20 protein-coding genes are annotated in these 25,225 nt (G+C 72.3%); 9 read left to right on the top strand and 11 right to left on the bottom strand.

Annotated features, from left to right (window positions below; translation table 11 throughout):
- Positions 1-116: 116 nt before the first annotated feature.
- The 7 genes from AC07F3_RS06300 to AC07F3_RS06270 all read right to left on the bottom strand — a co-directional run bounded on the left by AC07F3_RS06300 (position 117) and on the right by AC07F3_RS06270 (position 8,801).
- Complete coding sequence (locus AC07F3_RS06300; protein WP_479111016.1) at positions 117-896, bottom strand: maleylpyruvate isomerase family mycothiol-dependent enzyme; 780 nt, start codon at positions 894-896, stop codon at positions 117-119.
- Positions 897-917: 21 nt separating this feature from the next.
- Positions 918-2,315, bottom strand: coding sequence for an APC family permease (locus tag AC07F3_RS06295; protein WP_479111014.1), 1,398 nt, complete (start codon positions 2,313-2,315; stop codon positions 918-920).
- Positions 2,316-2,680: 365 nt separating this feature from the next.
- Entirely contained in the window at positions 2,681-4,192 is a 1,512-nt protein-coding gene (locus AC07F3_RS06290) for a CoA-acylating methylmalonate-semialdehyde dehydrogenase (protein ID WP_479111012.1), read from the bottom strand.
- A 14-nt stretch (positions 4,193-4,206) separates the two neighbouring features.
- Positions 4,207-6,090: a 3D-(3,5/4)-trihydroxycyclohexane-1,2-dione acylhydrolase (decyclizing) gene (gene iolD / locus AC07F3_RS06285; RefSeq protein ID WP_479111010.1), complete on the bottom strand. Its 1,884-nt coding sequence runs from the start codon at positions 6,088-6,090 to the stop codon at positions 4,207-4,209.
- Positions 6,087-6,902 carry a 5-deoxy-glucuronate isomerase gene (gene iolB / locus AC07F3_RS06280; RefSeq protein ID WP_479111008.1) on the bottom strand — a complete coding sequence of 272 codons (816 nt, stop codon included), beginning with the start codon at positions 6,900-6,902 and terminating at the stop codon, positions 6,087-6,089. Before iolB ends, iolD begins: the two co-directional genes overlap by 4 nt.
- A gap of 16 nt (positions 6,903-6,918) precedes the next feature.
- Positions 6,919-7,806, bottom strand: a complete 888-nt coding sequence (locus AC07F3_RS06275) for a Cgl0159 family (beta/alpha)8-fold protein (protein ID WP_479111006.1) — start codon at positions 7,804-7,806, stop codon at positions 6,919-6,921.
- Complete coding sequence (locus AC07F3_RS06270; protein ID WP_479111892.1) at positions 7,803-8,801, bottom strand: 5-dehydro-2-deoxygluconokinase; 999 nt, start codon at positions 8,799-8,801, stop codon at positions 7,803-7,805. The genes AC07F3_RS06275 and AC07F3_RS06270 overlap by 4 nt, the downstream gene beginning before the upstream one ends.
- A 492-nt stretch (positions 8,802-9,293) precedes the next feature.
- On the opposite strand from AC07F3_RS06270, the gene AC07F3_RS06265 reads away from it, so the two are divergent.
- The 5 genes from AC07F3_RS06265 (at position 9,294) to AC07F3_RS06245 (ending at position 14,760) form a co-directional block, all read left to right on the top strand.
- Entirely contained in the window at positions 9,294-10,196 is a 903-nt protein-coding gene (locus AC07F3_RS06265; RefSeq protein ID WP_479111004.1) for a sugar phosphate isomerase/epimerase family protein, read from the top strand.
- Position 10,197: 1 nt separating this feature from the next.
- Entirely contained in the window at positions 10,198-11,205 is a 1,008-nt protein-coding gene (locus AC07F3_RS06260; RefSeq protein ID WP_479111003.1) for a Gfo/Idh/MocA family protein, read from the top strand.
- Between the two features lie 264 nt (positions 11,206-11,469).
- Positions 11,470-11,670 (top strand): helix-turn-helix transcriptional regulator, encoded by a 201-nt coding sequence (locus AC07F3_RS06255; protein WP_479111001.1) that lies wholly within the window; start codon positions 11,470-11,472, stop codon positions 11,668-11,670.
- 233 nt (positions 11,671-11,903) lie between these two features.
- Complete coding sequence (locus AC07F3_RS06250) at positions 11,904-12,212, top strand: heavy-metal-associated domain-containing protein (protein WP_479110999.1); 309 nt, start codon at positions 11,904-11,906, stop codon at positions 12,210-12,212.
- Positions 12,213-12,345: 133 nt separating this feature from the next.
- Positions 12,346-14,760 (top strand): heavy metal translocating P-type ATPase, encoded by a 2,415-nt coding sequence (locus tag AC07F3_RS06245; protein ID WP_479111891.1) that lies wholly within the window; start codon positions 12,346-12,348, stop codon positions 14,758-14,760.
- 431 nt (positions 14,761-15,191) lie between these two features.
- On the opposite strand, the gene AC07F3_RS06240 is transcribed toward AC07F3_RS06245, so the two are convergent.
- Both AC07F3_RS06240 and recD2 read right to left on the bottom strand, forming a co-directional pair.
- On the bottom strand, positions 15,192-16,490 hold the full coding sequence (locus tag AC07F3_RS06240; RefSeq protein WP_114036765.1) for a citrate synthase: 1,299 nt from the start codon (positions 16,488-16,490) through the stop codon (positions 15,192-15,194).
- A gap of 179 nt (positions 16,491-16,669) precedes the next feature.
- On the bottom strand, positions 16,670-18,892 hold the full coding sequence (gene recD2 / locus AC07F3_RS06235; RefSeq protein WP_479110997.1) for an SF1B family DNA helicase RecD2: 2,223 nt from the start codon (positions 18,890-18,892) through the stop codon (positions 16,670-16,672).
- A gap of 270 nt (positions 18,893-19,162) precedes the next feature.
- Between recD2 and AC07F3_RS06230 the strand changes: the two genes are divergently transcribed.
- Complete coding sequence (locus AC07F3_RS06230; RefSeq protein WP_479110995.1) at positions 19,163-19,684, top strand: DUF937 domain-containing protein; 522 nt, start codon at positions 19,163-19,165, stop codon at positions 19,682-19,684.
- Between the two features lie 87 nt (positions 19,685-19,771).
- On the opposite strand, the gene AC07F3_RS06225 is transcribed toward AC07F3_RS06230, so the two are convergent.
- Both AC07F3_RS06225 and AC07F3_RS06220 read right to left on the bottom strand, forming a co-directional pair.
- The gene (locus AC07F3_RS06225; RefSeq protein ID WP_479110993.1) at positions 19,772-20,005 is read right to left on the bottom strand and encodes a hypothetical protein; all 234 of its coding nucleotides are present in this window, start codon (positions 20,003-20,005) and stop codon (positions 19,772-19,774) included.
- Between the two features lie 661 nt (positions 20,006-20,666).
- Positions 20,667-21,710 carry a LacI family DNA-binding transcriptional regulator gene (locus AC07F3_RS06220; protein WP_479110991.1) on the bottom strand — a complete coding sequence of 348 codons (1,044 nt, stop codon included), beginning with the start codon at positions 21,708-21,710 and terminating at the stop codon, positions 20,667-20,669.
- Between the two features lie 206 nt (positions 21,711-21,916).
- Between AC07F3_RS06220 and AC07F3_RS06215 the strand changes: the two genes are divergently transcribed.
- From AC07F3_RS06215 to AC07F3_RS06205, 3 genes are read left to right on the top strand one after another with little or no spacing between them, the layout of a single operon-like run.
- Positions 21,917-23,071: a Gfo/Idh/MocA family protein gene (locus AC07F3_RS06215; RefSeq protein WP_479110989.1), complete on the top strand. Its 1,155-nt coding sequence runs from the start codon at positions 21,917-21,919 to the stop codon at positions 23,069-23,071.
- The gene (locus tag AC07F3_RS06210; protein ID WP_479110988.1) at positions 23,068-24,222 is read left to right on the top strand and encodes a dihydrodipicolinate synthase family protein; all 1,155 of its coding nucleotides are present in this window, start codon (positions 23,068-23,070) and stop codon (positions 24,220-24,222) included. The genes AC07F3_RS06215 and AC07F3_RS06210 overlap by 4 nt, the downstream gene beginning before the upstream one ends.
- Positions 24,223-24,257: 35 nt before the next feature.
- Positions 24,258-25,055 carry a sugar phosphate isomerase/epimerase family protein gene (locus tag AC07F3_RS06205; protein WP_479110986.1) on the top strand — a complete coding sequence of 266 codons (798 nt, stop codon included), beginning with the start codon at positions 24,258-24,260 and terminating at the stop codon, positions 25,053-25,055.
- Positions 25,056-25,225 lie beyond the last annotated feature (170 nt).

The raw sequence follows: 25,225 nt of genomic DNA, 5'->3' as shown, positions 1-25,225 counted from the left end.
ACAACCGAAGCTGCCCCTGGGTGGAAGTGCCTGCTGTACCCGGGGAGTACGGCGGCACCGTCCCCTACCGCGGCGGGAGTACGCGCCGTCGCGGGCGAGGCGCGCGGGGCGTCGGGTCAGCCGAAGGACGCGGCGCTCAGCCAGCGGTCAAGCACGGCCGCGTCGCCGAGGACTTCGATGCCCGGGGTGTCGGTGGGCAGGCGGCGGTAGAAGACGCGCAGGACGTCCGCGAGGGGGCCGCGCACGGCGACCGTCGCCTTGTCGTGGGCGCGGCGCCAGGCGAAGCCCTGCTCGCCGATCTCGATCAGCCACTCGGCGCCGGGCGCGTCCGTCGCGTGCAGGTGCAGGGACTGGCCGGGCTCGCCGAGGGAGCCCTCGTCGTCGGGCCGGACCCGCTGGATGAAGAGGGTGACTATGTCGAGCCATTCGTCGAGTGAGTCGGCCGCCACGTCGGCGGGCAGCGTGTACGCGGCGCCCACCGTCCCGGCCGCGTCCGCGCGGTGCACCAGGGTCTCGTGGGTCATCCGGCGCGACCAGAACGCGGTGGTCGTCTCCCCCACCCAGGACCAGACCCGCGTGTCGGCCCCGGCGTCCCGCAGCGCCGCGGCGCAGAGTTCGGCGCCCTCGGCCAGCCAGGCGTCCAGGGCGGCCGCGTCCTCGCCCGCGGGTCCGCCCTTCCCTGGCACCTGCTCCGACGAGACGGGTTCGAGGGACCGGGTGCTCACGATGTGGTGGACCCAGCGGTGTGCTCCGCCCACGTGCACCACGAGGTCGCGCAGGGTCCAGTCGGGACAGGTCGGCACCTTCGCCGAGAGGTCCGCACCGCTCAGGTGGGACCTCAACTCGGTGGTCTGGCGGACGAGTTCGTCGCAGTACTGCGCATGATCAAGAGTCATGCGCCCACCCTAGGCAACGCCTCAGGCCTGGGCGTCCTCGGGGATGCTCACGAGCCAGCGGGTCTCGCGGCGCGGCCGCAGGTACAGCGCCCAGTACAGGGTGGCGACCGCGGTGATGCCGCCGGTCCACAGGAGGTACTCGGTCTCCTGCTGGGTCAGGATGTAGGCGAGGACGGCGATGAGGAGGACCGGCACCGCGGGCCACAGCGGCATCCGCCAGGCCGGGACGTCCTTGTGCGAGCCGCGCCGGCACAGCAGGGCGGCGACGGCGACCAGGAGGTACATGCCGGTGACGGAGACCCCGGTGACGCCGTAGAGGGTGTCGAGCTTGACGAAGCACAGGGCCGCGCCGGGGACGCCGACGAGGAGGGTGGCCACCCACGGGGAGCCGAACCGGCCGAGCCGGGACAGGCCCCGGTTGACGGGCTCGGGCCAGGCCTTGTCGCGGGCGGAGGCGAACAGGACGCGGGAGTTCTGGATGACCATGACGATGCCCGCGTTGATGATGGCGAGCGCGACGCAGAGACTGACGAAGGTGCCGACCGCGGAGTTCGACCAGGCGGTCACCATCTCGCTGAGGTTGCCGCTGGTGAGGGCCGCGAGGTCGGGTGCGCCGAACGTGATGGCCACGACGGGCACCAGGATCACGGCGGTGGAGATGGCGAGGGTGGCGAGCACGGTGCGGGCCACGTTGCGCCGCGGGTGCTCCAGCTCCTCCGAGAGGTACACGGCGGTGGAGAAGCCCTGGGTGATGAAGAGGGCGATGGCGAGGCCCGAGATCACCATCATCGCGGTCACCGTCGAGGGCGCGCCCCCGTCGCCCGCGACCGAACCGTGCACCAGGGCCGAGGCGCCGCGCTCGCTGTGGGCGAAGCCGAGCACCGCGACCAGTCCGGCGGCGATGACCTCCAGGACCAGGAAGATGCCGGTGATCCAGGCGTTGGCGCGCAGGTCGAGCAGGCCGGCCAGGGTGGCGAGCATCATGACTCCGGCGCCCGCGACGGGGGCCGGTATGTGGACGATCGGCGCGAGGTAGTCGGCGGTGCCCATCGCGATCACGGGCGGCACGATCATCACGACGAGCAGCGAGAGCACGAACACCAGCCAGCCCGCGAGGCGCCCCGCCATCGTCGACACCATGGCGTACTCGCCGCCCGCGCTGGGGATGAGGGTGCCCAGCTCCGAGTAGCAGAAGGCGACGCCGATACAGAGCAGCGAGCCGATCGCGATGGTGAGGGCGGTGTAGGTGCCGAGCGTGGCGAACAGGTCGGGCACGACGACGAACAGGGTGGAGGCGGGGGTCACGCAGGACAGCGTGAGCAGGGTGCCGCCCACGACGCCGATGGAACGCTTGAGCTTCTGCGGGGTGGGGCCGGTCGCGGGGGCGAGCGCCTGGGGGGCGCTGAGCGTTTCCGTCATCGTGCGGTTCCGATCGACTGGTGCGGTTCTGATGCGCGGGAGCGGTATCGCCTCCAGGGGCGGGGTGGTGAAGTGGTTCGTCGGCTCCCGGGTTGCCGACATGCAATCCTTCGGAGAACCGCAGGTCAATAGCTGGTTACCTGCGGAATCCGAAGATCCGACACGGCTGGACACCGGTTTCCGGCGTTAAGGACGTGTCAAGGCAGCACGATCGGCCGGTGCGGGAACCGCAGCGCCCGGGCCGAAGTTCGTCCGCAACTTTTCGCGGTATGGACACCCCGGGCCCGCCGCACGGCCCACGGACGACGGCCGCCGCCCGCTCCCTCGGTCGGGGGCGGACGGCGGCCGTCGTGGAGCGGGGCGGGTCAGTGGTTGCGGGGGAAGCCCAGGTCGACGCCCTCGGGGGCCTCGGAGGGGTCCGGCCAGCGGGTGGTGACGACCTTGCCGCGGGTGTAGAAGTGCGTGCCGTCGTTGCCGTAGATGTGGTGGTCGCCGAAGAGCGAGTCCTTCCAGCCGCCGAAGGAGTGGTAGCCCACCGGCACCGGGATCGGCACGTTCACGCCGACCATGCCGGCCTCGACCTCCAGCTGGAAGCGGCGGGCCGCGCCGCCGTCCCGGGTGAAGATCGCGGTCCCGTTGCCGAAGGGCGAGGCGTTGATCAGCGCCAGGCCCTCCTCGTACGTCTCGGCGCGCAGCACGCACAGGACCGGGCCGAAGATCTCGTCGCGGTAGGCGTCGGAGGAGGTCGGCACGTGGTCCAGGAGGGACAGGCCGATCCAGTGGCCGTCCTCGAAGCCGGGCACGGTGTGGCCGGTGCCGTCCAGGACGACGGTGGAGCCCTGGGCGGCGGCGCCCTTCACGTACGAGGCGACCTTGTCGCGGTGGGCCGCGGTGATCAGCGGGCCCATCTCGGAGGCCGGGTCGTTGCCGGGGCCGATCTTGATCTTCTCGGCGCGCTCGCGGATCTTCTCCACCAGCTCGTCGCCGATCGAGCCCACCGCGACGACCGCGGAGATCGCCATGCAGCGCTCGCCCGCCGAGCCGTACGCCGCCGAGACCGCGGCGTCGGCCGCCGCGTCCAGGTCCGCGTCCGGCAGGACCAGCATGTGGTTCTTGGCGCCGCCGAGCGCCTGCACCCGCTTGCCGTTGGCGGAGGCCGTGGTGTGGATGTACCGGGCGATGGGGGTGGAGCCGACGAAGGAGACGGCGGCCACGTCGGGGTGCGCGAGCAGCGCGTCGACGGCGACCTTGTCACCGTGCACCACGTTGAAGACGCCGTCGGGCAGACCGGCCTCCGCGAGCAGTTCGGCGATCTTCATCGACGCCGACGGGTCCTTCTCCGACGGCTTGAGGACGAAGGTGTTGCCGCACGCGATGGCGAGCGGGAACATCCACATCGGCACCATCGCCGGGAAGTTGAACGGCGTGATGCCCGCGACGACGCCCAGCGGCTGGCGGATGGAGGCCACGTCCACCCGGCTGGAGACCTGCGTGGACAGCTCGCCCTTGAGCTGGGTGGTGATGCCGCAGGCCAGGTCGACGATCTCCAGGCCGCGGGCGACCTCGCCGAGCGCGTCCGAGTGCACCTTGCCGTGCTCGGCGGTGATCAGCTCGGCGATGGCGTCCCGGTTGGCGTCGAGCAGCGCCCGGAACTTGAACAGCACGGTGGTGCGCTGGGCGAGCGAGGACGTGCCCCAGGTCGCGTACGCCGCCTTGGCAGCGGCCACCGCCCGGTCCACATCCGCCACCGAGGCGAAGGCGACCCGGGTGGTCACCGCCCCGGTCGCCGGGTCGGTCACCGGGCCGAAGCCGCCCGACGTGCCCGCGGTGCCTTCGAAGGGCTTGCCACCGATCCAGTGGTGGACGGTCTTCGTCATGTCCAAGTGCTCCTTCACAGATGACGGCGTCGGGCGGTGACGTGCCGTTCGTACTCCTCGCGGGCCGTGACCGCCGACGTGCGGGTCGCGGTCTCGGCCACGGGCACATCCCACCACGCCTGGGCCGGGGGCGGGCCCGACACTGTGTCGGGCGTTTCGGTCTCCACGTAGACACATGTGGGAACGTCGGACCGGCGTGCTTCGGCGAGGGCTTCCCGCAGGTCACGCACGGTTTCGGCGCGCAGCACACGCATCCCGAGCGAGGCCGCGTTGGCCGCCAGGTCGACCGGCAGTGCCTCGCCGCCGTACGTCCCGTCCGGTGCGCGGAACCGGTACGCCGTGCCGAACCGCTCACCCCCCACCGCGTCCGAGAGCCCGCCGATCGAGGCGTACCCATGGTTCTGGAGGATCACCACCTTGATGGGGATGTTCTCCTGCACCGCGGTGACGATTTCGGTCGGGTTCATCAGATACGTACCGTCGCCGACCAGCGCCCAGACCGGCCGCCCCGGCGCCGCGAGGGCCACACCGATGGCGGCCGGGATCTCGTAGCCCATGCAGGAGTAGCCGTATTCGACGTGGTACTGGTCGTGCGAGCGGGTCCGCCACAGCTTGTGCAGGTCGCCGGGGAGCGAGCCCGCCGCGTTGATCAGGATGTCGTCCCCGGTGACCAACGTGTCGAGCGCGCCCAGGACTTGGGCCTGGGTGGGGCGCAGCCCGTCGGACGCGGGGGTGTACGCGGCGGTGACCCGGCGCTCCCAGTCCGCCTTGAGCCGGGTGTACTCGTCCTCGTATCCGGCCGGTACGCGATGTCCCTTCAGCGCCTCGTGCAGCGCGGCCAGGCCGGTGCGGGCGTCGCCGACCAGTTGGCGCCCGCCCATCTTGTGCGCGTCGGCGGGCCGGACGTTGAGGTTGACGAAGCGGACGCCGGGGTTCTCGAAGAGCGTGGCGGAGGCGGTGGTGAAGTCGGTCCAGCGGGTGCCGACGCCGAGCACCACGTCGGCGGTGCGGGCCAGCGCGTCGGCGGCGGCCGTACCGGTGTGGCCGATGCCCCCGACGTCGCGGGGGTCGTCGTGCACCAGCGCGCCCTTGCCCGCCTGGGTGCTCGCGACCGGGATGCCGGTGTCCTCGGCGAACCGGGCGAGCACGTCCTGGGCGCCGGCGTGCCGCACCCCGCCGCCCACGACGATCAGCGGCCGCCGCGCCTGCCTCAACTCCCTTGCCGCGCCATCCAGTTCGTCGGGTTCGACGGCCGGGGCCCGCACCTGCCACACCCGCTCCCGGAAGAACTCCTCGGGCCAGTCGTACGCCTCGGCCTGAACGTCCTGGGGCAGCGCGAGGGTGACCGCGCCCGTGTTCGCCGGGTCGGCGAGGACGCCCATCGCGTTCAGGGCGGCCGGGATCAGCGCCTCGGGCCGGGCGATCCGGTCGAAGTAGCGCGAGACCGGGCGCAGGCAGTCGTTGACCGACACATCGCCCGCGTACGGGACTTCGAGCTGTTGCAGCACCGGGTCGGCGGGGCGGGAGGCGAAGCCGTCGCCGGGCAGCAGCAGCACGGGGAGGTGGTTGACGGTGGCCAGCGCGGCGCCCGTGACCAGGTTGGTCGCGCCGGGCCCGATGGAGGTGGTGACGGCGTGCGCGGAGAGCCGGCCCGACTGGCGGGCGTAGCCGACGGCGGCGTGCACCATGGCCTGCTCGTTGCGGCCCTGGTGGAAGGGCATGGCGTCCGGCCCCGATTCGAGGAGCGCCTGCCCGATCCCGGCGACGTTGCCGTGCCCGAAGATGCCCCAAGTGGCCGCGATCAGGCGGTGGTTGACTCCGTCGCGGGCGGTGTACTGGCGGGCCAGGAACGCGATCAGCGCCTGTGCGGTGGTGAGTCGACGCGTCGTACCGGTCACTGGTATCCCTCCACATGGTCGGGGTGGAAGGAGATCTTCCACTCCCGTTCCCGGCCCGGGCCCGCCATCACGTTCAGGTAGTACATGGCGTTGCCGGGCTGGGCGACGGACGGCCCGTGCCAGCCGTCCGGCACGAGGACCACGTCGCCGTCGCGCACCTCGGCGAGGAGGTCGGCGCCGCCGTCGCGGGACGGCGAGATCCGCTGGTAGCCGTAGCCGCCCGGGCGCTGGAACGCGAAGTAGTAGATCTCCTCCAGCTCGCTCTCGCGGCCCGGGAGGTGCTCGTCGTGCTTGTGCGGCGGGTAGGAGGACCAGTTCCCGCCGGGCGTGATCACCTCCACGGCGATCAGCCGCTCGCAGGCGAAGGCGTCGGCGGCGGCGAAGTTGCGCACCGTGCGCGCACAGGTTCCCGAGCCCCGCGCCTCGACGGGTACCTCCGGCGCGGGGCCGCGGCGAGCGGGGAGTCGTCGCTCGCACCGCGCTCCTGCCAGGGCGAAGCGGCCTCCCGCGCCGGAGGTGATCAGGGCGTCCGCGTCACGCGGAACGTAGGCGAAGTCGGTGGGCCCCTCGAACACGTCGGCGCGGCCGCGCAGTTCGAGGTCGATACCCTCGGTGCGGACCGTGCAGCCGCCGCCGAGCGGCACGACGAGCCACTCGCTGTCCCCGGCGGCCAGCGCGTGCGAGCCGCCGGGCGGCAGGTCGAGCACCCGCAGGGCCGAGTAGTCCCAGCCGGCCCGCTCCGGGTCGATGTCGAGCGCGTACGCGTTCCGGGCACTCTCCCCGGCCCGTACGAGCAGTCCTTGGTGATCCATGTCCGAGTCCTACCCCCTACAGCAGTCCGACGGCGGTGTCGACGGCCGCCGCCACGTCGCCGTCGGCCGGATAGAGCAGCGAGCGCCCGGCGACCAGGCCCTGCACGGTGGGCAGTTGCAGCGCGCCGCGCCACTTCTCGAAGGCGGCGTCCTGGTCGTCCCCTATGTCTCCGCCGAGCAACACGGCGGGCAGCGTGCTGGTGGCCATGACCTCGGCCATGTCGTCGGCGTTCTCGGTCACGGGCACCTTGAGCCAGGTGTACGCGGAGGTGCCGGCCAGGCCCGAGGCGATGGCGATGGAGCGGATGACGGCCTCGGCGGACAGGTCGTTGCGGACCCGGCCGTGACTGCGCCGACAGATGAACGGCTCGACGAACACCGGGAGTTGTCGCTCGGCCATCTCGTCGATGGCACGGGCCGAGGCGTGCAGGGTGTCGAGCGAGCCCGGGTCCTGGTAGTCGATCCTGAGCAGCAGTTTGCCCGCGTCGAAGCCGAGCCGGGCCAGGTCCTGGGCGCGGTGGCCGGTGAACCGGTCGTCGAGTTCGAAGGCGGCTCCGGCGAGGCCGCCGCGGTTCATGGAGCCGACGACCACCTTGTCGTCGAGGGCACCGAGCAGCAGCAGGTCCTCCAGGATGTCGGCGCTGGCGAGCACCCCGTCGACGCCGGGCCGCGAGAGGGCGAGGCGGAGCCGGTCGAGCAGCTCGCCCCGGTCGGCCATGGCGAGGGCGTCGGCGCCGACGCCGAGCGCGCCCCGGGCCGGATGGTCGGCGGCGATCACCATCAGCCGCCCGCCGTCGCCGCGCAGCAGCGGTCTGCGCACCCGGCGCCCGGCGGCCTCGGCGACGGCCTCGGGGTGGCGGGCCCGGATCCGCGCGAGCCCGGCGGGCCCGGTGTCGGTGCTCACGCCCGGCCGCCTTCCAGGACGCGTTCGACCTCGGCGGGGAAGGGCATGGCGGAGGAGCAGGCGAGCCGGGAGGCGACGATGGCCCCGGCGGCGTTGGCGTACCGCATGACGCGTTCGAGCTCCCACCCGGCGAGCAGACCGTGACAGAGCGCCCCGCCGAACGCGTCGCCCGCGCCGAGCCCGTTGACGACGTCGACCGGCACCGGCGGCACCTCGGCGACGGTGCCGTCCCGGTGCACGGCGAGCACCCCCTTGGGCCCCTGCTTGACGACGGCGAGCTCGACCCCGCTCCCGATCAGCGCCTCGGCAGCGGCCCGCGGCTCCCGCTCCCCGGTGGCCACCTCGCACTCGTCGATGTTGCCGACAGCGACGGTGGCAAGGCCGAGCGCCTCGCGGTAATAACCCCGAGCCTCCTCGGGAGCCCTCCAGAACATGGGCCGCCAGTCAAGATCGAAAACGGTGAAGCGAGCCGGTTCAGCCCCTGCGGCGTTCGAGGAGCGGGGGTCCGGGGTCAGAGCCCCCGGCGCACGGCCTACCCCCGGGAGACTCCGCGCCCGCAGCGCGGCCAGCGTCGCAGCCCGGCTCGGCTCCGCGCACAACCCCGTCCCGGTCATCCAGAAGATCCGCGCCCCCCGGATCGCCGCGAGGTCCAACTCCCCCTCCCGCAGCTCCAGATCGGGCGCCTTGGGCAGCCGGTAGAAGTACAGCGGAAAGTCGTCCGGAGGAAACACCTCGCAGAAGGTGACCGGCGTGGGCAGCCCGTCCACGGCGGTGGCCCAGCGCGCGTCCACCCCGAACTCCCCCAGCTCCGCACGGAGATAGTCCCCGAAGGGATCGCGCCCGGTGCGGGTGACGACGGCGGTACGGCGGCCGAGCCGGGCCGCGGCGACCGCCACGTTGGAGGGCGAGCCGCCGAGGAACTTCCCGAAGGAGGTGACCTTCGCGAGCGAGACCCCGGTCTGGAGGGGATAGAGGTCGACACCGATCCGGCCCATGGTGATCACGTCGTACGAACCACCGGACCCAGCACCGGAAGCGGAGTCGCACCCCGCACCGGACGCGGAGTAGTGCCCAGAACTGGACGCGGAGTCGTACCCGGCACCGGACGCGGGGTCATACCTCGCACCGGACACGGGATCGCACCCCGCACCAGAAGCAGAGCCGTCCCCAGAACCGGACGCCGGGTCGCGCCCGGCACCGGACGCGGAGTCATACCTCGCACCGGACACGGGATCGCACCCCGTACCGGAAGCGGGGCCATGCCCGGCACCGCTCCCCGCATCGGCGGAGCCGGACCGCGCGTCTCCGGGGTCGTGCCCGCGGCCGCGCTCGGTGCCGTACGGAGCCTCGTCCATGCACGTCCCCTCGGGTCGCCGGATCGCCGGTGCCCCCAGGTCTAGCCGCCTCCCACCACCGCTGTCAATCTTTTGTCCTTACATTCGGACGTGGCCTTGACACTCCTCGCGCGCCCCCGGAAGGCTGACCCCATGACGACGGCGAAGACCCGCATCCGGATCGGCTCGGCCCCCGACTCCTGGGGCGTCTGGTTCCCCGACGACCCTCGCCAAGTCCCCTGGCAGCGCTTCCTGGACGAGGTCGCGGGGGCGGGCTACCGGTGGATCGAACTCGGACCGTACGGCTATCTGCCCACCGACCCGGCGCGCCTCGCCGAGGAGACCGCCCGGCGCGACCTGCGGGTCTCCGCCGGGACCGTCTTCACGGGGCTGCACCACGGCCCCGCCGTGTGGGAGGAGACCTGGGCGCACGTGTCGCGGGTGGCCGCGCTCACCCGGGCGATGGGCGCCGGGCACCTCGTGGTCATCCCGTCGTTCTGGCGCGACGACAAGAGCGGCGAGGTCCTGGAGGACAGCACCCTGACCGCCGCGCAGTGGCGCGATCTCGCGGGTCAGACCGAGCGCCTGGCCCGCGAGGTGCGGGACCGCCACGGCCTGCGGGTCGTGGTGCACCCGCACGCCGACACGCACATCGACAGCGAGGAGAACGTGGCCCGCTTCCTGCACGCCACCGACGCCGACCTGGTCTCGCTGTGCCTGGACACCGGGCACTACGCGTACTGCGGCGGCGACAGCGTCAAGCTGATCGAGACGTACGGGGAGCGGATCGGCTACCTCCACCTCAAGCAGGTCGATCCGCAGGTGCTGGCCCAAGTGCGGGCATCGGGAACGCCGTTCGGGCCCGCCGTCGCGCAGGGCGTGATGTGCGAGCCGCCGAAGGGGGTGCCCGCGCTCGAACCGGTGCTGGCCGCCGCCCAGAGCCTGGACGTCGACCTCTTCGCGATCGTCGAGCAGGACATGTACCCGTGCGATCCCGACGAGCCCCTCCCGATCGCCGAACGCACCCGCGCTTTCCTGCGCTCCTGCGGGGCCTGACGTGACCCTGGGCATCGCCGTCATCGGCACCGGCCGGATGGGCGCCGACCATGTGCGCCGCATCGACTCCGTCATCGGCGGCGCCCGCGTGGCCGCCGTGGCCGACCTGGAACCGGAGCGGGCCCGGGCCGCGGCCCACGGCATCGAGGGGTGCGCCGTGCTCGCCGATCCGGCCGCCGCGATGGCCGCGCCCGGCGTGGACGCCGTCCTGATCGCCTCCTCGGGACCGGCCCACGAGGCGGCGCTGCTCGAAGCCTTCGCGCGCGGACTGCCGGTCCTGTGCGAGAAGCCGCTCACCCCGGACCCGGCGGGCACCCTGCGCATCCTGGAGGCCGAGCAGCGGCTCGGCCACCGGCTGGTCACGGTGGGCTTCATGCGCCGCTTCGACCGGGAGTACCAGAAACTCCAACGCACCCTGGAGCAAGGCGAGTTGGGCCGCACCCTGATGCTGCACTGCCGCCACCGCAACGCGTCCTCGCCCTCCTTCTTCACCACCGAGATGCTGATCCGCGACTCGGTGGTGCACGAGGCGGACGCCACCCGCTGGCTGCTCGGCCAGGAGATCACGGCCGTACAGGTGCTGCGCCCGCGCCCGTCCTCGTACGCCCCGCAAGGGCTCGGCGATCCCCAGCTGGTGCTCTTCGAGACGTCCGGCGGGGTGGTGGTCGACGTCGAGATCTTCGTCAACTGCGGCTTCGGGTACGAGGTGCGGTGCGAGGCGGTGTGCGAACGCGGCACCGCCTCGATCGGCGAGAGCGGCGGGCCGGTGACGCGCGCGGCGGGCCGGGCGGGCCGGGACGTCCCGCAGGACTTCACGGTCCGCTTCGCCGAGGCGTACGACCGCGAGGTGCAGGCGTGGGTGGACGCGGTCCGGCGGGGCCGTGTGGAGGGGGCGAGCGCCTGGGACGCCTGCGCGGCGGCGCTGGCCTGCGAGGCGGGGGTGCGCGCGCAGCGGACCGGAGAGCGGGTCGAGGTGGGGCTCCCCGAGCGGCCCGCCCTGTACGCGTAGGCCGGGCCGGACGGCACCTGACGGGCGGCGCTTCACCCATTCGCCCCAACCACCCTGTTCGCCCGATGCGTTACAAGGATCTCCCTCCCGTCACACATGTCTCGATTACGCGGGTCTTGCGTCACAGGCGGTCGACAGGAGCCGCCCTGCCCTCACTCTCCGTCGTTCAACGGGCACAGGCTGAGTGATCGCCAAGCGTTCGCGTCGCAGCTCCCCCGACGACCTTCCGGCCGCCGCTGCGACGTACGCAGGGAGGTGCCCCACATGACCGACCGCAGGCTCTGGTCCTACAAAGAAATCGCCGCGCACATCCGGGTGCAGCCGGACACCGTGCGCTCCTACCGCAAGCACGGGCTGCTGCCCGCCCCGGACCTCGTGGAGAACGGCAAGCCCTACTGGTTCGCCGACACGATCCGGGCGTGGGTCGCCCGGCGCCCCGGCAACAGAGGCCGCCGCGACGCGTGACCTGGCCCGCGGGCGGCCCCCGTCCCGGCCGCCCGCCCGGTGCCGCACCCGCCGAAGGGGCGGAAACACCCGTTCACCGTGTTCTCGGCCGGCGACCCCGTCGTTATCACTCCGGCAGCGGCTCACCTTCATACCCCCTAGGGGTATAGTCTGTGCGGTGTGAGGGTGCCCCGGCTTTCCCCGTGGCCCTCTGATGCACCATGGATCCGTACGCCCGTGAAGAGGAGAACGCCATGACCGCCGAGATCGAGACCCCCGCCGCGACCGGTTCCTGCTGCTCGCCCGCCGGTGGCTGCCACAGCGGAGAGGCGACCGACGTCCAGGTGGGCGCCGTCACCACCGTCTACCGCGTCTCCGGCATGACCTGCGGCCACTGCGAGGGCGCGGTGTCCGGCGAGCTCTCCGGGATCGAGGGCGTGAGCTCGGTGAAGGCCGTCGCCGCCACCGGCGAGGTCACCGTGATCTCGGCCGCCCCGCTCGACGACGAGACGGTCCGCGCCGCCGTCGACGAGGCGGGCTACGAGCTGGTCGGCCGCGCCTGACCTCGCCCCCCTCGAACCGCCTCGGGCCGCACCCGGCCGGCCTCCGCCGGCCCGGTGCGGCCCGGCCCTCTTTCTGGAGCCCATCGTGCGCACCCCCGACCCCGCTCAGCAGGTCGAACTCACCATCGGCGGCATGACCTGCGCGTCGTGCGCGGCCCGCGTCGAGAAGAAGCTGAACCGGATGGAGGGGGTTTCCGCCACGGTCAACTACGCCACCGAGAAGGCCCGGATCACCTTCGAACCCGGGGTGACGGTGGCGGACCTGGTCACGACGGTGGTGAAGACGGGTTACACGGCCGAACCCCGGCCCGGCTCCGCGGTGCCGGGCCCGCCGCCCAGCACCGATGGGGCCCACGAGGGTCCCCCGGGGGAGCTTGAGGGCGAGAACCCCTCAGGCGCGAACGAGGTTCGGGGCGAAGCCCGGGCGACAACCACCGGGCCGCACCCGGAAATCGGCCCGACCGAGGACGCGAACCCGGAGCCCCCGGGAGCCACCCCTCGCCCGCACCCCGAAACGATCCCGAACCGAGGCGAGGCGGAGCACCCCGAAGCCACCACACCGCCGCAGCCGGGGGACGACCGCGTCGCGATGCGGTCGGCCGCGTTGCGCGGGCGGCTGATCGTCACGGCCCTCCTCTCCGCGCCCGTCGTCGCGCTGGCGATGATCCCCCCGCTCCAGTTCGACAACTGGCAGTGGCTCTCGCTCACCCTCGCCGCCCCCGCCGTCGTCTGGGGCGGCCTCCCCTTCCACCGGGCGGCGTGGACCAACCTCCGGCACGGCGCCGCCACGATGGACACCCTCGTGTCGACCGGCACGCTCGCCGCGTTCGGCTGGTCGCTGTGGGCGCTGTTCTTCGGCACGGCGGGCGAGCCCGGCATGCGGCACGGGTTCGCCTTCGCCACCGAGCGCGGGGACGGCGCCGGGACCATCTACCTCGAAGTCGCCGCCGGTGTCGTCACGTTCATCCTGCTCGGCCGCCATCTGGAGGCCCGCGCCAAGCGCAAGTCCGGCGCCGCCCTGCGCGCCCTGATGGAGCTGGGCGCGAAGGACGTCGCCGTGCTGCGCGACGGGGCCGAAGTGCGCGTCCCGGTGGGCCGGTTGCGTACCGGTGACCGGTTCGTCGTGCGGCCCGGCGAGAAGGTGGCCACGGACGGGACCGTCGTGGAGGGCGCCTCGGCCGTGGACGCCTCGATGCTGACCGGCGAGTCCGTCCCGGTGGACGTGGGCGTGGGCGACCCGGTCACCGGCGCCACGGTGAACGCGGGCGGCCGCCTCGTCGTGGAGGCGACCCGGGTCGGCGCGGACACCCAGCTGGCCCGCATGGCCCGCATGGTGGAGGACGCCCAGAACGGCAAGGCCGCGGTGCAGCGCCTCGCGGACCGCATCGCGGGCGTGTTCGTGCCGGTGGTCCTCGCGATCGCGCTGGCCACCCTGGTGGCCTGGCTCCTGGTCACCGGCGACGCCACCGCCGCCTTCACCGCCGCGGTCGCCGTGCTGATCATCGCCTGCCCGTGCGCGCTCGGCCTGGCCACCCCGACCGCCCTGATGGTCGGCACCGGACGCGGCGCGCAGCTCGGCATCCTGATCAAGGGCCCGGAGGTGCTCGAATCGACCCGCCGCGTGGACACCGTCGTCCTCGACAAGACGGGCACGGTGACCACCGGCCGCATGAGCCTGTACGAGGCGTACGCCGCCGAGGGCGTCGACGAGAAGCAGCTGCTGCGGCTGGCCGGTGCGCTGGAGCACGCCTCGGAGCACCCGATCGCCCGCGCGATCACGGCCGGGGCCGAGGACCGGGCCGGGGTGCTGCCGCCCGCCGAGGGCTTCCGCTCGCTGCCCGGCCGGGGCGTGGAGGGCGTGGTCGAGGGCCACCGTGTGTACGTGGGCCGGGACAGCGCCCTTGAGCTGCCGCCCGAGCTCGCCGCGGCCCGGAGTGCCGCGGAGGCCGAGGGGCGTACGGCCGTCGTCGTCGCGTGGGACGGGGCGGCGCGGGGCGTGCTCGCCGTGTCGGACGCCGTGAAGGAGACCAGCGCCGAGGCCGTCGCCCGGCTGCGGGCGCTGGGGCTCGCCCCCGTCCTGCTCACCGGCGACAACCGGACGGTCGCGGCGGCCGTGGCCGCGGAGGTCGGCATCGCCGCGGACGACGTGTACGCGGAGGTCCTGCCCGAGGACAAGGCCGCCGTCGTCCGGCGCCTCCAGGAGCGGGGCCACGCCGTCGCCATGGTGGGTGACGGCGTCAACGACGCGGCCGCTCTCGCCGTCGCCGATCTGGGTCTGGCCATGGGGACCGGCACGGACGCGGCGATCGAGGCCGGTGATCTCACTCTCGTACGGGGTGACCTGCGGGTTGCCGCGGATGCGATCCGGCTGTCGCGGCGCACCCTGGCCACCATCAAAGGCAACCTTTTCTGGGCATTCGGCTACAACGTGGCCGCGCTGCCACTGGCCGCCGCCGGCCTGCTGAACCCCATGATCGCGGGCGCGGCTATGGCGTTCTCCTCGGTGTTCGTGGTAACCAACAGCCTACGGTTGCGTTCCTTCACCTGACCTCCACAAAGAGATCTAGATCACAGAGGTTTTGAGGTAACCATCGGGAGGGGTCGGGAGTCTAAGTGGGCGATGCCACGGATGTCTTGGGGGACGTCCATGGAATGTCTTGGGGGACGTTCCAGGCAACGCGTTGGCCGGGGCACGTACGTCGGGAGCTTTGAGCGGCCCACCCGACAGGTACGTACCCCGGCAGACCGCCTAGACCCCCGGCCCGGATCCCGTGGGGGGAATCCGCACCGGGAAACAGGGAAGCGCCCCGTCTGCCGACCCGTGGGGGGATCGGCAGCGGGGCGCTTTCCGCTGTACTGAGCGCGAACTGCCCGCACCCGGGCGGGAGTTCGGCAGGCGTCGGCCGGTACGCGGTCGTGCAGGACCTCACCGGCCGCCGGATCGGCCCGGGGGCATTCCCCGGACCCTGGCGATCGGGGTCAGCGACCCTCGACCGGCACGAAGTCGCGCAGGACCTCGCCCGTGTAGATCTGGCGCGGGCGGCCGATGCGGGAGCCGGGCTCCTTGATCATCTCGTGCCACTGGGCGATCCAGCCCGGCAGGCGGCCGAGGGCGAACAGGACCGTGAACATCTCGGTCGGGAAGCCCATCGCGCGGTAGATCAGACCCGTGTAGAAGTCCACGTTCGGGTACAGGTTGCGCGAGACGAAGTAGTCGTCGCTCAGCGCGTGCTCTTCGAGCTTCAGCGCGATGTCGAGCAGCTCGTCGGACTTGCCGAGGGCCGAGAGGACGTCGTGCGCGGCGGCCTTGATGATCTTCGCGCGCGGGTCGAAGGACTTGTACACCCGGTGGCCGAAGCCCATCAGGCGGACGCCGTCCTCCTTGTTCTTCACCTTGCGGATGAAGGAGTCCACGTCGCCGCCGTTGGCCTGGATGCCTTCCAGCATCTCCAGGACGGACTGGTTGGCGCCGCCGTGCAGGGGGCCCCACAGGGCGCTGATGCCGGCCGAGATGGAGGCGAACATGTTCGCCTGCGACGAGCCGACCAGGCGCACCGTGGAGGTCGAGCAGTTCTGCTCGTGGTCCGCGTGCAGGATGAGCAGCTTGTCGAGCGCCGAGACGACGACCGGGTCCAGCTCGTACTCCTGGGCGGGCACCGAGAACGTCATGCGCAGGAAGTTCTCGACGTAGCCGAGGTCGTTGCGCGGGTAGACGAAGGGGTGGCCGATCGACTTCTTGTACGCGTACGCCGCGATCGTCGGCAGCTTGGCGAGCAGCCGGATCGTGGACAGGTGGCGCTGCTTCTCGTCGAACGGGTTGTGGCTGTCCTGGTAGAACGTGGACAGCGCCGAGACCACGGACGACAGCATCGCCATCGGGTGGGCGTCGCGCGGGAAGCCGTCGAAGAACCGCTTGACGTCCTCGTGCAGCAGCGTGTGCCCGGTGATCTCGCTCTTGAAGCTGGCGAGCTGGTCGACGGTCGGCAGCTCGCCGTTGATCAGCAGGTACGCGACCTCGACGAACGTCGAGCGCTCCGCCAGCTGCTCGATCGGGTACCCGCGGTAGCGCAGGATGCCCTGCTCACCGTCCAGGTAGGTAATGGCGGATTTATAGGCGGCCGTGTTGCCGTATCCGCTGTCGAGGGTGACCAGTCCGGTCTGGGCTCGGAGCTTCCCGATGTCGAAGCCCTTGTCGCCGACGGTGCTGTCGATCACCGGGTAGGTGTACTCGCCATCGCCGAACCGCAGTACTACAGCGTTGTTCGCGTTCTCGCTCACGTCATCCCTCACCGACGTAGTGCCTCTTCTTCGAGGTGCCCTGACTGTCTCTACCATCCCCCATTTGGCTCAGCAGAGTGCACTCGGGGTCGCCCATTGGGCTTATTCACGGCACTCAGTGCCGTCAACCTGCTCATCCTGCCCCGTTCGCCCCAGTTAGGAAAGTCCTGGGTGATCTTTCACACCAAAGTGCCCCCTGACAGCCGGTGAGCGAGTGCGGTAAAGCGCCTGCCTGCGGAGACGGTACGCACCGCCTGGCCGATCGCCTTGCGGGACCCCACCAGGACGACGAGCTTCTTGGCGCGGGTCACCGCCGTGTAGAGCAGATTGCGCTGGAGCATCATCCAGGCGCCGGTGGTGACCGGGATGACGACGGCCGGATACTCGCTGCCCTGGGAGCGGTGGATCGTCACCGCGTAGGCGTGGGCCAGCTCGTCCAGCTCGTCGAAGTCGTACGGCACCTCCTCGTCCTCGTCGGTGCGGACCGTCAGGCGCTGGTCGTCGAGGTTGAGCGCGGTGACCACGCCGACGGTGCCGTTGAAGACGCCGTTGGCGCCCTTCTCGTAATTGTTGCGAATCTGGGTGACCTTGTCGCCGACGCGGAACACCCTTCCACCGAACCGTTTCTCCGGCAGGTCGGGACGGGCGGGCGTGATCGCCTGCTGGAGCAGACCGTTCAGCGCCCCGGCGCCGGCCGGGCCCCGGTGCATCGGGGCGAGCACCTGGATGTCGCGGCGCGGGTCGAGCCCGAACTTCGCGGGGATGCGGCGGGCCGCGACGTCGACGGTGAGACGGCCCGCGTCCTCCGTCTCCTCCTCCACGAACAGGAAGAAGTCGTCCAGGCCCGAAGTGATGGGCTGGGAGCCGGAGTTGATGCGATGTGCGTTGGTGACGACGCCGGACCGCTTGGCCTGCCGGAAGATCCGCGTGAGCCGCACGCTCGGCACCGGCCCGCCCTCGGCGAGCAGGTCGCGCAGCACCTCCCCGGCGCCGACCGAGGGCAGCTGGTCGACGTCACCCACCATGAGCAGATGGGCGCCGGGGGCCACCGCCTTGACCAGCTTGTTGGCGAGCAGCAGGTCGAGCATGGAGGCCTCGTCGACCACCACCAGGTCCGCGTCCAGCGGCCGGTCCTTGTCGTACGCCGCGTCGCCTCCCGGTTTCAGTTCGAGCAGGCGGTGCACGGTGGAGGCCTCGGTGCCGGTCAGCTCGGCCAGGCGCTTGGCGGCCCGGCCGGTCGGCGCGGCGAGCACCACCTTGGCCTTCTTGGCGCGGGCGAGCTCCACGACCGAGCGGACCGTGAAGGACTTGCCGCAGCCCGGGCCGCCGGTGAGCACCGCGACCTTGCTGGTCAGGGCGAGCTTCACGGCCTCCTGCTGCTCGGGCGCGAGCTCGGCGCCGGTGCGCCCGGCGAGCCAGCCGAGCGCCTTGTCCCAGTCGACCCCGGCGAAGGACGGCATCCGGTCCTCCCCGGTCCGCAGCAGCCGCCCGACCTGGGCGGCCAGCGACAGCTCGGCGCGGTGGAACGGCACGAGGTAGACGGCGGCGACCGGCTCTCCCCCGTCGGGCCCGGGCACCTTCTCGCGCACGGCGCCCTCTTCGGCGATCAGCTCGGCGAGGCACTCGATGACCAGGCCGGTGTCGACCTGGAGCAGCTTCACCGAATCGGCGATCAGGCGCTCCTCGGGCAGGAAGCAGTGGCCCTGGTCGGTGGACTGGGACAGCGCGTACTGCAACCCCGCCTTCACGCGCTCCGGGCTGTCGTGCGGGATGCCGACGGCCTGGGCGATCCGGTCGGCGGTGAGGAACCCGATCCCCCAGACGTCGGAGGCGAGCCGGTAGGGCTGGTTCTTGACGACGGAGATCGAGGCGTCTTCGTACTTCTTGTAGATGCGCACGGCGATCGATGTGGAGACGCCGACCCCCTGGAGGAAGACCATGACCTCCTTGATGGCCTTCTGCTCCTCCCAGGCGGCGGCGATCTTCTTGGTCCGCTTGGGACCGAGCCCCGGGACCTCGATCAGGCGCCCGATGTCCTGCTCGATGATGTCGAGGGTGTCCGCGCCGAAGTGCTGGGTGATGCGGTCGGCGAAGACCGGGCCGATGCCCTTGATCAGACCGGAGCCGAGGTAGCGGCGGATGCCCTGGATGGTGGCGGGCAGGACGGTCGTGTAGTTCTCCACGGTGAACTGCTTGCCGTACTGCGGATGGGACCCCCAGCGGCCCTCCATCCGCAGCGACTCGCCCGGCTGCGCGCCGAGCAGCGAGCCCACCACGGTGAGCAGGTCGTTGCCGCCCCGGCCGGTGTCGACCCTCGCGACCGTGTACCCGCTCTCCTCGTTGGCGTACGTGATCCGTTCGAGGACCCCCTCCACCACGGTCGCACCCACGAGACTGCCCATGCCCCGACGCTACCGTCCCGCACTGACAACACCGCCACGTACGGCGGGAGTCCGGGACGCGGGGGCCAAGTCAAGGGGGCCCGGTCCGTCGACCGGGCCCCTCGATTCCCTCCCCGTCAGCGCTTCCTCGAAATCCCCCCGGATCCCTCCCCTGAAGCACCGACGCCCCTTAGACCTCCGTCACCCCGGAAGGGTTGCACGACTGCGCGCGGTAATTTTTTCCCGGCTTCCGAGGTGCTGACGAAGCGGGTGGAACGTAGCGTTTGCCGCATGAACGACAATCCCTCCCCTTCTTCAGCCGAGCCCTCCTTCCAGCAGGACGTCCTGGACGAGCTGGGCGACGACGGGCTCCAGGAGATCGCCGGGCTGCTCGGTACGGACGCGGCGGGCGCGCAGGACGTGGTCGGTACGACGATGTCGGCGCTGGCGGACGGGCTGCCTCCGGACACCACGGAGGAGGTCCGCCAGGCGGTGGCCCAGGCGCCTCCCGAGGAAGCCCCCTTGCAGGGCGTGGCCACGCTGGGCGGCGGCCTCGGCGGGATGCTGGGCGGCGGCCTCGCGGCCGGGATGCTGGCCAAGGTGGCCCGGCCGGTGGCGAACGCGGTCGCCAAGAAGACGGGGTTGCCTCCGGCGACGGTGGCCAAGGCGCTGGAAGTACTGCTGCCGGTGGCGCTGGCGGTCCTGACGAAGCGGGCGGCCTCGAAGCCGGGCCCCGCCGGTCCCGCCGGTCCCGCCGGGGGCGGCCTGGGCGAGATCCTGGGCCAGCTTCTGGGCGGGGCACCAAAGAAGTAGCGCCCCCCCTCAACTGGCCGAGCTCTCAAGGGAGTTGGCCGCCCCTACGCCGCGCCGGGCCGGGATGTGCTTCAGGCCCTCAGGCCCTCAGGCCCTCAGGAATCCGTCCCCGTGTGTGGCGATGTGAGCCTCCAGGGCCGAGAGGGCCTGCTGGGTGGCGTCCGGAGTTCCGCTGCCGTGGCGCTCGGCGTAGTACGCGGCGCCGAGTTTCTTCAGCAGGTCGTTGCCCGCGCGTTGCTGCTGGACCTCGTCCACCTTCTGCTTGCCCTGGTTCAGTGCGCTCTGCGCCTGCTCCTTGGCCCGGTCGAGAAAACCTGCCATGACTGCCTCCGATCGTGTCCCGGCATCACTTCCCACATCCGGGCCCCGCATGCCCCAGAGCACCCCCGATCGGCCCCGGCCCTCCGCCCCAGACCCCGGAGGGCCCCCACCCCGCCCCTTCCCTAAACCCTCCGGGGGTTGAAGGCGCTCCTGGGGGCTCCGCCCCCAGACCCCCCTTCGCGCCTGAACGGCGCTCGTCCTCAAACGCCGGACGGGCTAAAGATGCCAGCACCGGCCCGCACCAGCACCGCCACGGGCGCGAGGAACTGCGCGAGAAGCGACCACGGCGGGCGAACGAAAACGGGTTTCAAGGGGCGCGGGGAACGGCGCGAGAAGCGGGCACGGTCGACGGACGAAAAGCGGGTTTCAAGGGGCGCGGGGAACTGCGCGAGCAACCACGCACGGTGGGCGGACGACATCGGGGTTAGGGGCGCGAGGAACTGCGCGAGAAGCGAGCACGGTCCGCACGTCGAACGGGGTTAGGGGCGCGGGGAACGGCGCGAGCAACCACGCACGGTCGGCGGACGACACCGGAGCTAGGGGCGCGGGGAACTGCGCGAGAACCCCGTACGGCCCGAGGGCAAGGCACAAGCCCCCGCGCGCAGCGCGGAGTCACACGAAGGCGCGGCGGAACGGCGCAAGGGCGACGACGGCCGCGGGGTCACCGCGCGCGGGCCGGGCCCGTGGAAGCCCGGACCATCAGTTCGCCGTGCACCGTGGCGAGCCCCCCGGGCGGCACCCCCTCAAGCCCCAGCGCCAGCCGCCCCGCCCGCGCCCCCGCCTCGGACAGCGGCAGCCGCACCGTCGTGAGGGCCGGGACCGCGTCCGCGCTGAAGGGGAGGTCCACGAACCCCGCCACCGAGACGTCCTCGGGCACCCGAAGGCCCCGGTCCCGCAGCGCCGCGCACGCCCCCAGCGCGACCGTGTCGTTGGCCGCCACCACGGCCGTCAACTCCGGCTCCCTGCGCAGGAGTTCCAGCGCCGCGTCGTATCCCGAACGCCGGTCGTACGAGCCGTGCACCACGAGGTGGTCGAGGTCGAGCCCCGCGGCGTCGAGGGCGGCCCGGTGGCCCTCCAGGCGGTGCCGGGTCGTGGTGCGTTCGGGGGGCCCGGCCACGTAACCGATCCGGCGGTGACCGAGGCCGAGGACGTGGTCCGTGAGGCGCCGCCCGCCGCCCCGGTTGTCGAAGGCGAGGGTCGCGCTGACGCTGTCACCGGGCAGCGGCGGCCGGCCGCACAGCACGATGCGGGTGCCCGCGTCCGCGAGCCGCGCGAGCTTCGCGCCGACGGCCGCCGCGTGCGCCGGATCCTCCAGTGCGCCCCCGGTCAGGATGACGGCGGCGGCGCGCTGGCGCTGGAGCAGCGTCAGATAGGTGAGTTCGCGTTCCGGCGAACCCCCGGTGTTGCAGATGACGGAGAGCTTCTCGCGGGCCCCCCGCTGCTCGCCGATCGCGGACTGGGCCGCACCCGCCATGATCCCGAAGAACGGGTCGGCGATGTCGTTGACCAGGATGCCGACCAGGTCCGAGGTGGCCGCGGCGAGCGAACTCGCGGGCCCGTTCAGGACGTAGTCGAGCTCGTCGACGGCCCGCAGCACCCGCTCGCGCGTGGCCGCGGCCACCGGGTAGTTGCCGTTCAGGACCCGCGAGACCGTCGCCGGGGACACCTGGGCCCGGGCCGCCACATCCGCCAGGGTCGCTGTCATCTCTGCCTCCGAACCGGTCGGGCCCCAGGGGCGCCGTTCAAGCTTTCGGCCTCTTGCCCGAGGCGCTCTGCGCAGGCTAGCGTCCAGCTTCGCAGAAAGCGCTTGCTATCAGGATTCTCCCAGATTCCGGGCGCCTTCGGCGCCGCCGTGCCCGGCTGCGGAACCGCCGGGCAACCCGTACTCGGCTCGCCCCTCGGAGGGATCAGATGACGGCACGAAGGACCGTGCGGATCGCCATGAACGGCGTCACCGGACGCATGGGTTACCGCCAGCACCTCGTACGTTCCCTCCTCGCGCTGCGCGAGCAGGGCGGCCTCGACCTCGGCGACGGCACCGCCCTGTGGCCCGAGCCGGTCCTGGTCGGCCGCCGCGAGCACGCGCTCAGGGCGATGGCCGAGCGGCACGGCCTCACCGAGTGGTCGACCGACCTGGACGCGGTCCTCGCCGACCCGACCGTCGACATCTACTTCGACGCCCAGGTGACCTCCGCCCGTGAGGACGCGCTCGGGAAGGCCGTGGCGGCCGGGAAGCACGTCTACACCGAGAAGCCCACCGCGACCGGCCTGGCCGGGGCGCTCGACCTCGCCCGGCGCGCCCGGGACGCGGGCGTCAAGCACGGCGTGGTCCAGGACAAGCTCTTCCTGCCGGGCCTGCTGAAGCTGAAGCGCCTGATCGACGGCGGCTTCTTCGGCCGGATCCTGTCCGTGCGGGGCGAGTTCGGCTACTGGGTCTTCGAGGGCGACTGGCAGTCCGCCCAGCGCCCGTCGTGGAACTACCGCCGCGAGGACGGCGGCGGCATCGTCGTGGACATGTTCCCGCACTGGGAGTACGTGCTGCACGAGCTGTTCGGCCGGGTCACCTCCGTGACCGCGCACACCGCCACCCACATCCCGCGGCGCTGGGACGAGCAGGGCAAGCCGTACACGGCGACCGCCGACGACGCCGCGTACGGGATCTTCCAGCTGGAGGGCGGCGCGGTCGCGCAGATCAACTCCTCGTGGGCGGTGCGCGTCCACCGCGACGAGCTGGTCGAGTTCCAGGTGGACGGCACCGAGGGCTCGGCCGTCGCGGGATTGCGCAACTGCCGCATCCAGCACCGCGGTTCGACGCCGAAGCCGGTCTGGAACCCGGACCTGCCCGCCACCGAGCCGTTCCGCGCGCAGTGGCAGGAGGTGCCGGACAACGAGGTGTTCGACAACGGCTTCAAGGCGCAGTGGGAGCTGTTCCTGCGGCACGTCGCGCTGGACGAGCCGTACCACTGGGACCTGTTCGCCGGGGCGCGCGGCGTCCAGCTCGCCGAGCTGGGCCTGCGCTCCTGCGCCGAGGGCCGCCGCCTCGACGTGCCGGAGATCGCGCTGTGAGCCTGCTGCTTCCGTGCGCCGACGGCACGACGCGGGCGTACGAACCGCGCGCCGCCCCGCTCGCCCTTCCGCCGGGCCCGGCCCCCCTGTCCCGTACGGTCTTCTCGGCCGCCCACGTGGTCGCGGACCCGTACGCCGACACCTCGCCGGACGCGCCCGCCGCGATCGACTGGGACGCCACGCTCGCCTTCCGCCGCCATCTGTGGTCGCACGGGCTCGGCGTCGCGGAGGCGATGGACACCGCACAGCGCGGCATGGGCCTGGAGTGGCCGGCCGCGGCCGAGCTGATCGCCCGAAGTGCGGCCGAGGCCACGGCGGTCGGCGGCCCCATCGCGTGCGGGGTGGGCACGGACCAACTCGGCCCGTCCGGGACGCTCGCCGAGGTGACGGCCGCGTACGAGGAGCAGCTCGGCGTCGTCGAGGGGGCCGGGGCACAGCCGATCCTGATGGCGTCGCGCGCCCTCGCGGCGGCGGCCCGCTCCCCCGAGGACTACCTCACCGTCTACGCCGACCTGCTCCGCCAGGCCTCCCGGCCGGTGATCCTGCACTGGCTGGGCCCGATGTTCGACCCCGCGCTCGACGGCTACTGGGGCTCGGCCGACCTGGACGCGGCCACGGACACCTTCCTTGAGGTCATCGCGGCGTATCCCGACAAGGTCGACGGCATCAAGGTCTCGCTCCTCGACGTCCGCCGCGAGGTGGAGCTGAGGCGCCGCCTCCCGGACGGCGTACGGTGCTACACCGGCGACGACTTCCACTACCCCGAGCTGATCGCGGGCGACCAACAGGGCTTCAGCCACGCCCTGTTGGGCATCTTCGACCCGCTGGGCCCGCTGGCCGCGCAGGCGGTCCGGGTGCTGGACAAGGGCGACACGGACGCCTTCCGCGCCCTCCTCGATCCGACGGTCCCGCTCTCCCGCCACCTCTTCCAGGCTCCCACCCGCTTCTACAAGACGGGCGTGGTGTTCCTGGCATGGCTGGCCGGGCACCAGGCGCACTTCACGATGGTGGGCGGCTTCCAGTCGGCACGGTCGCTGCCGCATCTGGCGCGGGCGTACGAACTGGCCGACGGGCTCGGCCTGTTCCCCGATCCGGCGCTGGCCGAATCCCGCATGAGGTCCCTCCTGAATGTGTACGGAGTACCCCAATGACCCCTTCTCCTTCTTCCCGCTTCAGCATCAACCAGATGACGGTGAAGCAGCTGTCCCTGCCGGGGCTGGTGGACGCGTGCGTACGGCTCGGGGTGCGGGGGGTCGGGCTGTGGCGCGAGCCGGTCGCGGAGTACGGACTCGACGCGACGGCCAAGCTGGTGCGGGCGGCGGGCCTTGAGGTCACCACGCTGTGCCGGGGCGGCTTCCTGACGGCGCTCGACCCGGCCGCCCGCACCGCCGCGCTCGACGACAACCGGGCCGCGATCGACGAGGCGGCGACCCTGGGCACGGATACGTTGGTGCTGGTCTCGGGCGGGCTTCCGGCCGGGTCGAAGGACCTGGTCGGCGCGCGGGAGCGGGTCGCGGAGGCGCTGTCCGCGCTGGGGCCGTACGCCGCCTCGCGGGGGGTGCGCCTCGCCATCGAACCCCTGCATCCGATGTTCGCCTCCGACCGGTGCGTGGTGTCCACGCTGGACCAGGCGCTGGCCCTGGCCTCGCGCTTCCCCCCTTCCCAGGTGGGGGTCGTGGTCGACACCTACCACGTCTGGTGGGACGACACGGCTCCGGCGGCCGCGGCCCGGGCGGGGGCGGCGGGGCGCATCCACGCGTTCCAACTGGCGGACTGGGTCACGCCGTTGCCCGCGGGCGTGCTGCATGGGCGTGGCCAGCTGGGGGACGGGTGTGTCGACCTGGCGTGGTGGCGGTCGCTGGTGGACGCGGCGGGGTATTCGGGGGCGATCGAGGTGGAGCTGTTCAACGAGGCGTTGTGGGCGGGGGACGGGGTGGCCCTGCTGGAGCAGACGGCCCGCCGCTTCACGACGGCCCTGTCGTGACCCCCCACCCCGCCCCTTCCCTAAACCCTCCGGGGGTGAAGGCGCCCCTGGGGCTCCGCCCCAGACCCCGTTCGCGCCTGAACGGCGCTCGTCCTCAATCGCCGGACGGGCTAAAGATGCCAGCACCGGCCCACACCAGTACCGCCAGGGGCGCGGGGAACTGCGCGAGA

The organism is Streptomyces sp. NPDC045846, assembly GCF_056431605.1.
Note: the sequence above shows the minus strand (reverse complement) of the source record. Positions and strands in the feature narration are given on the sequence as shown.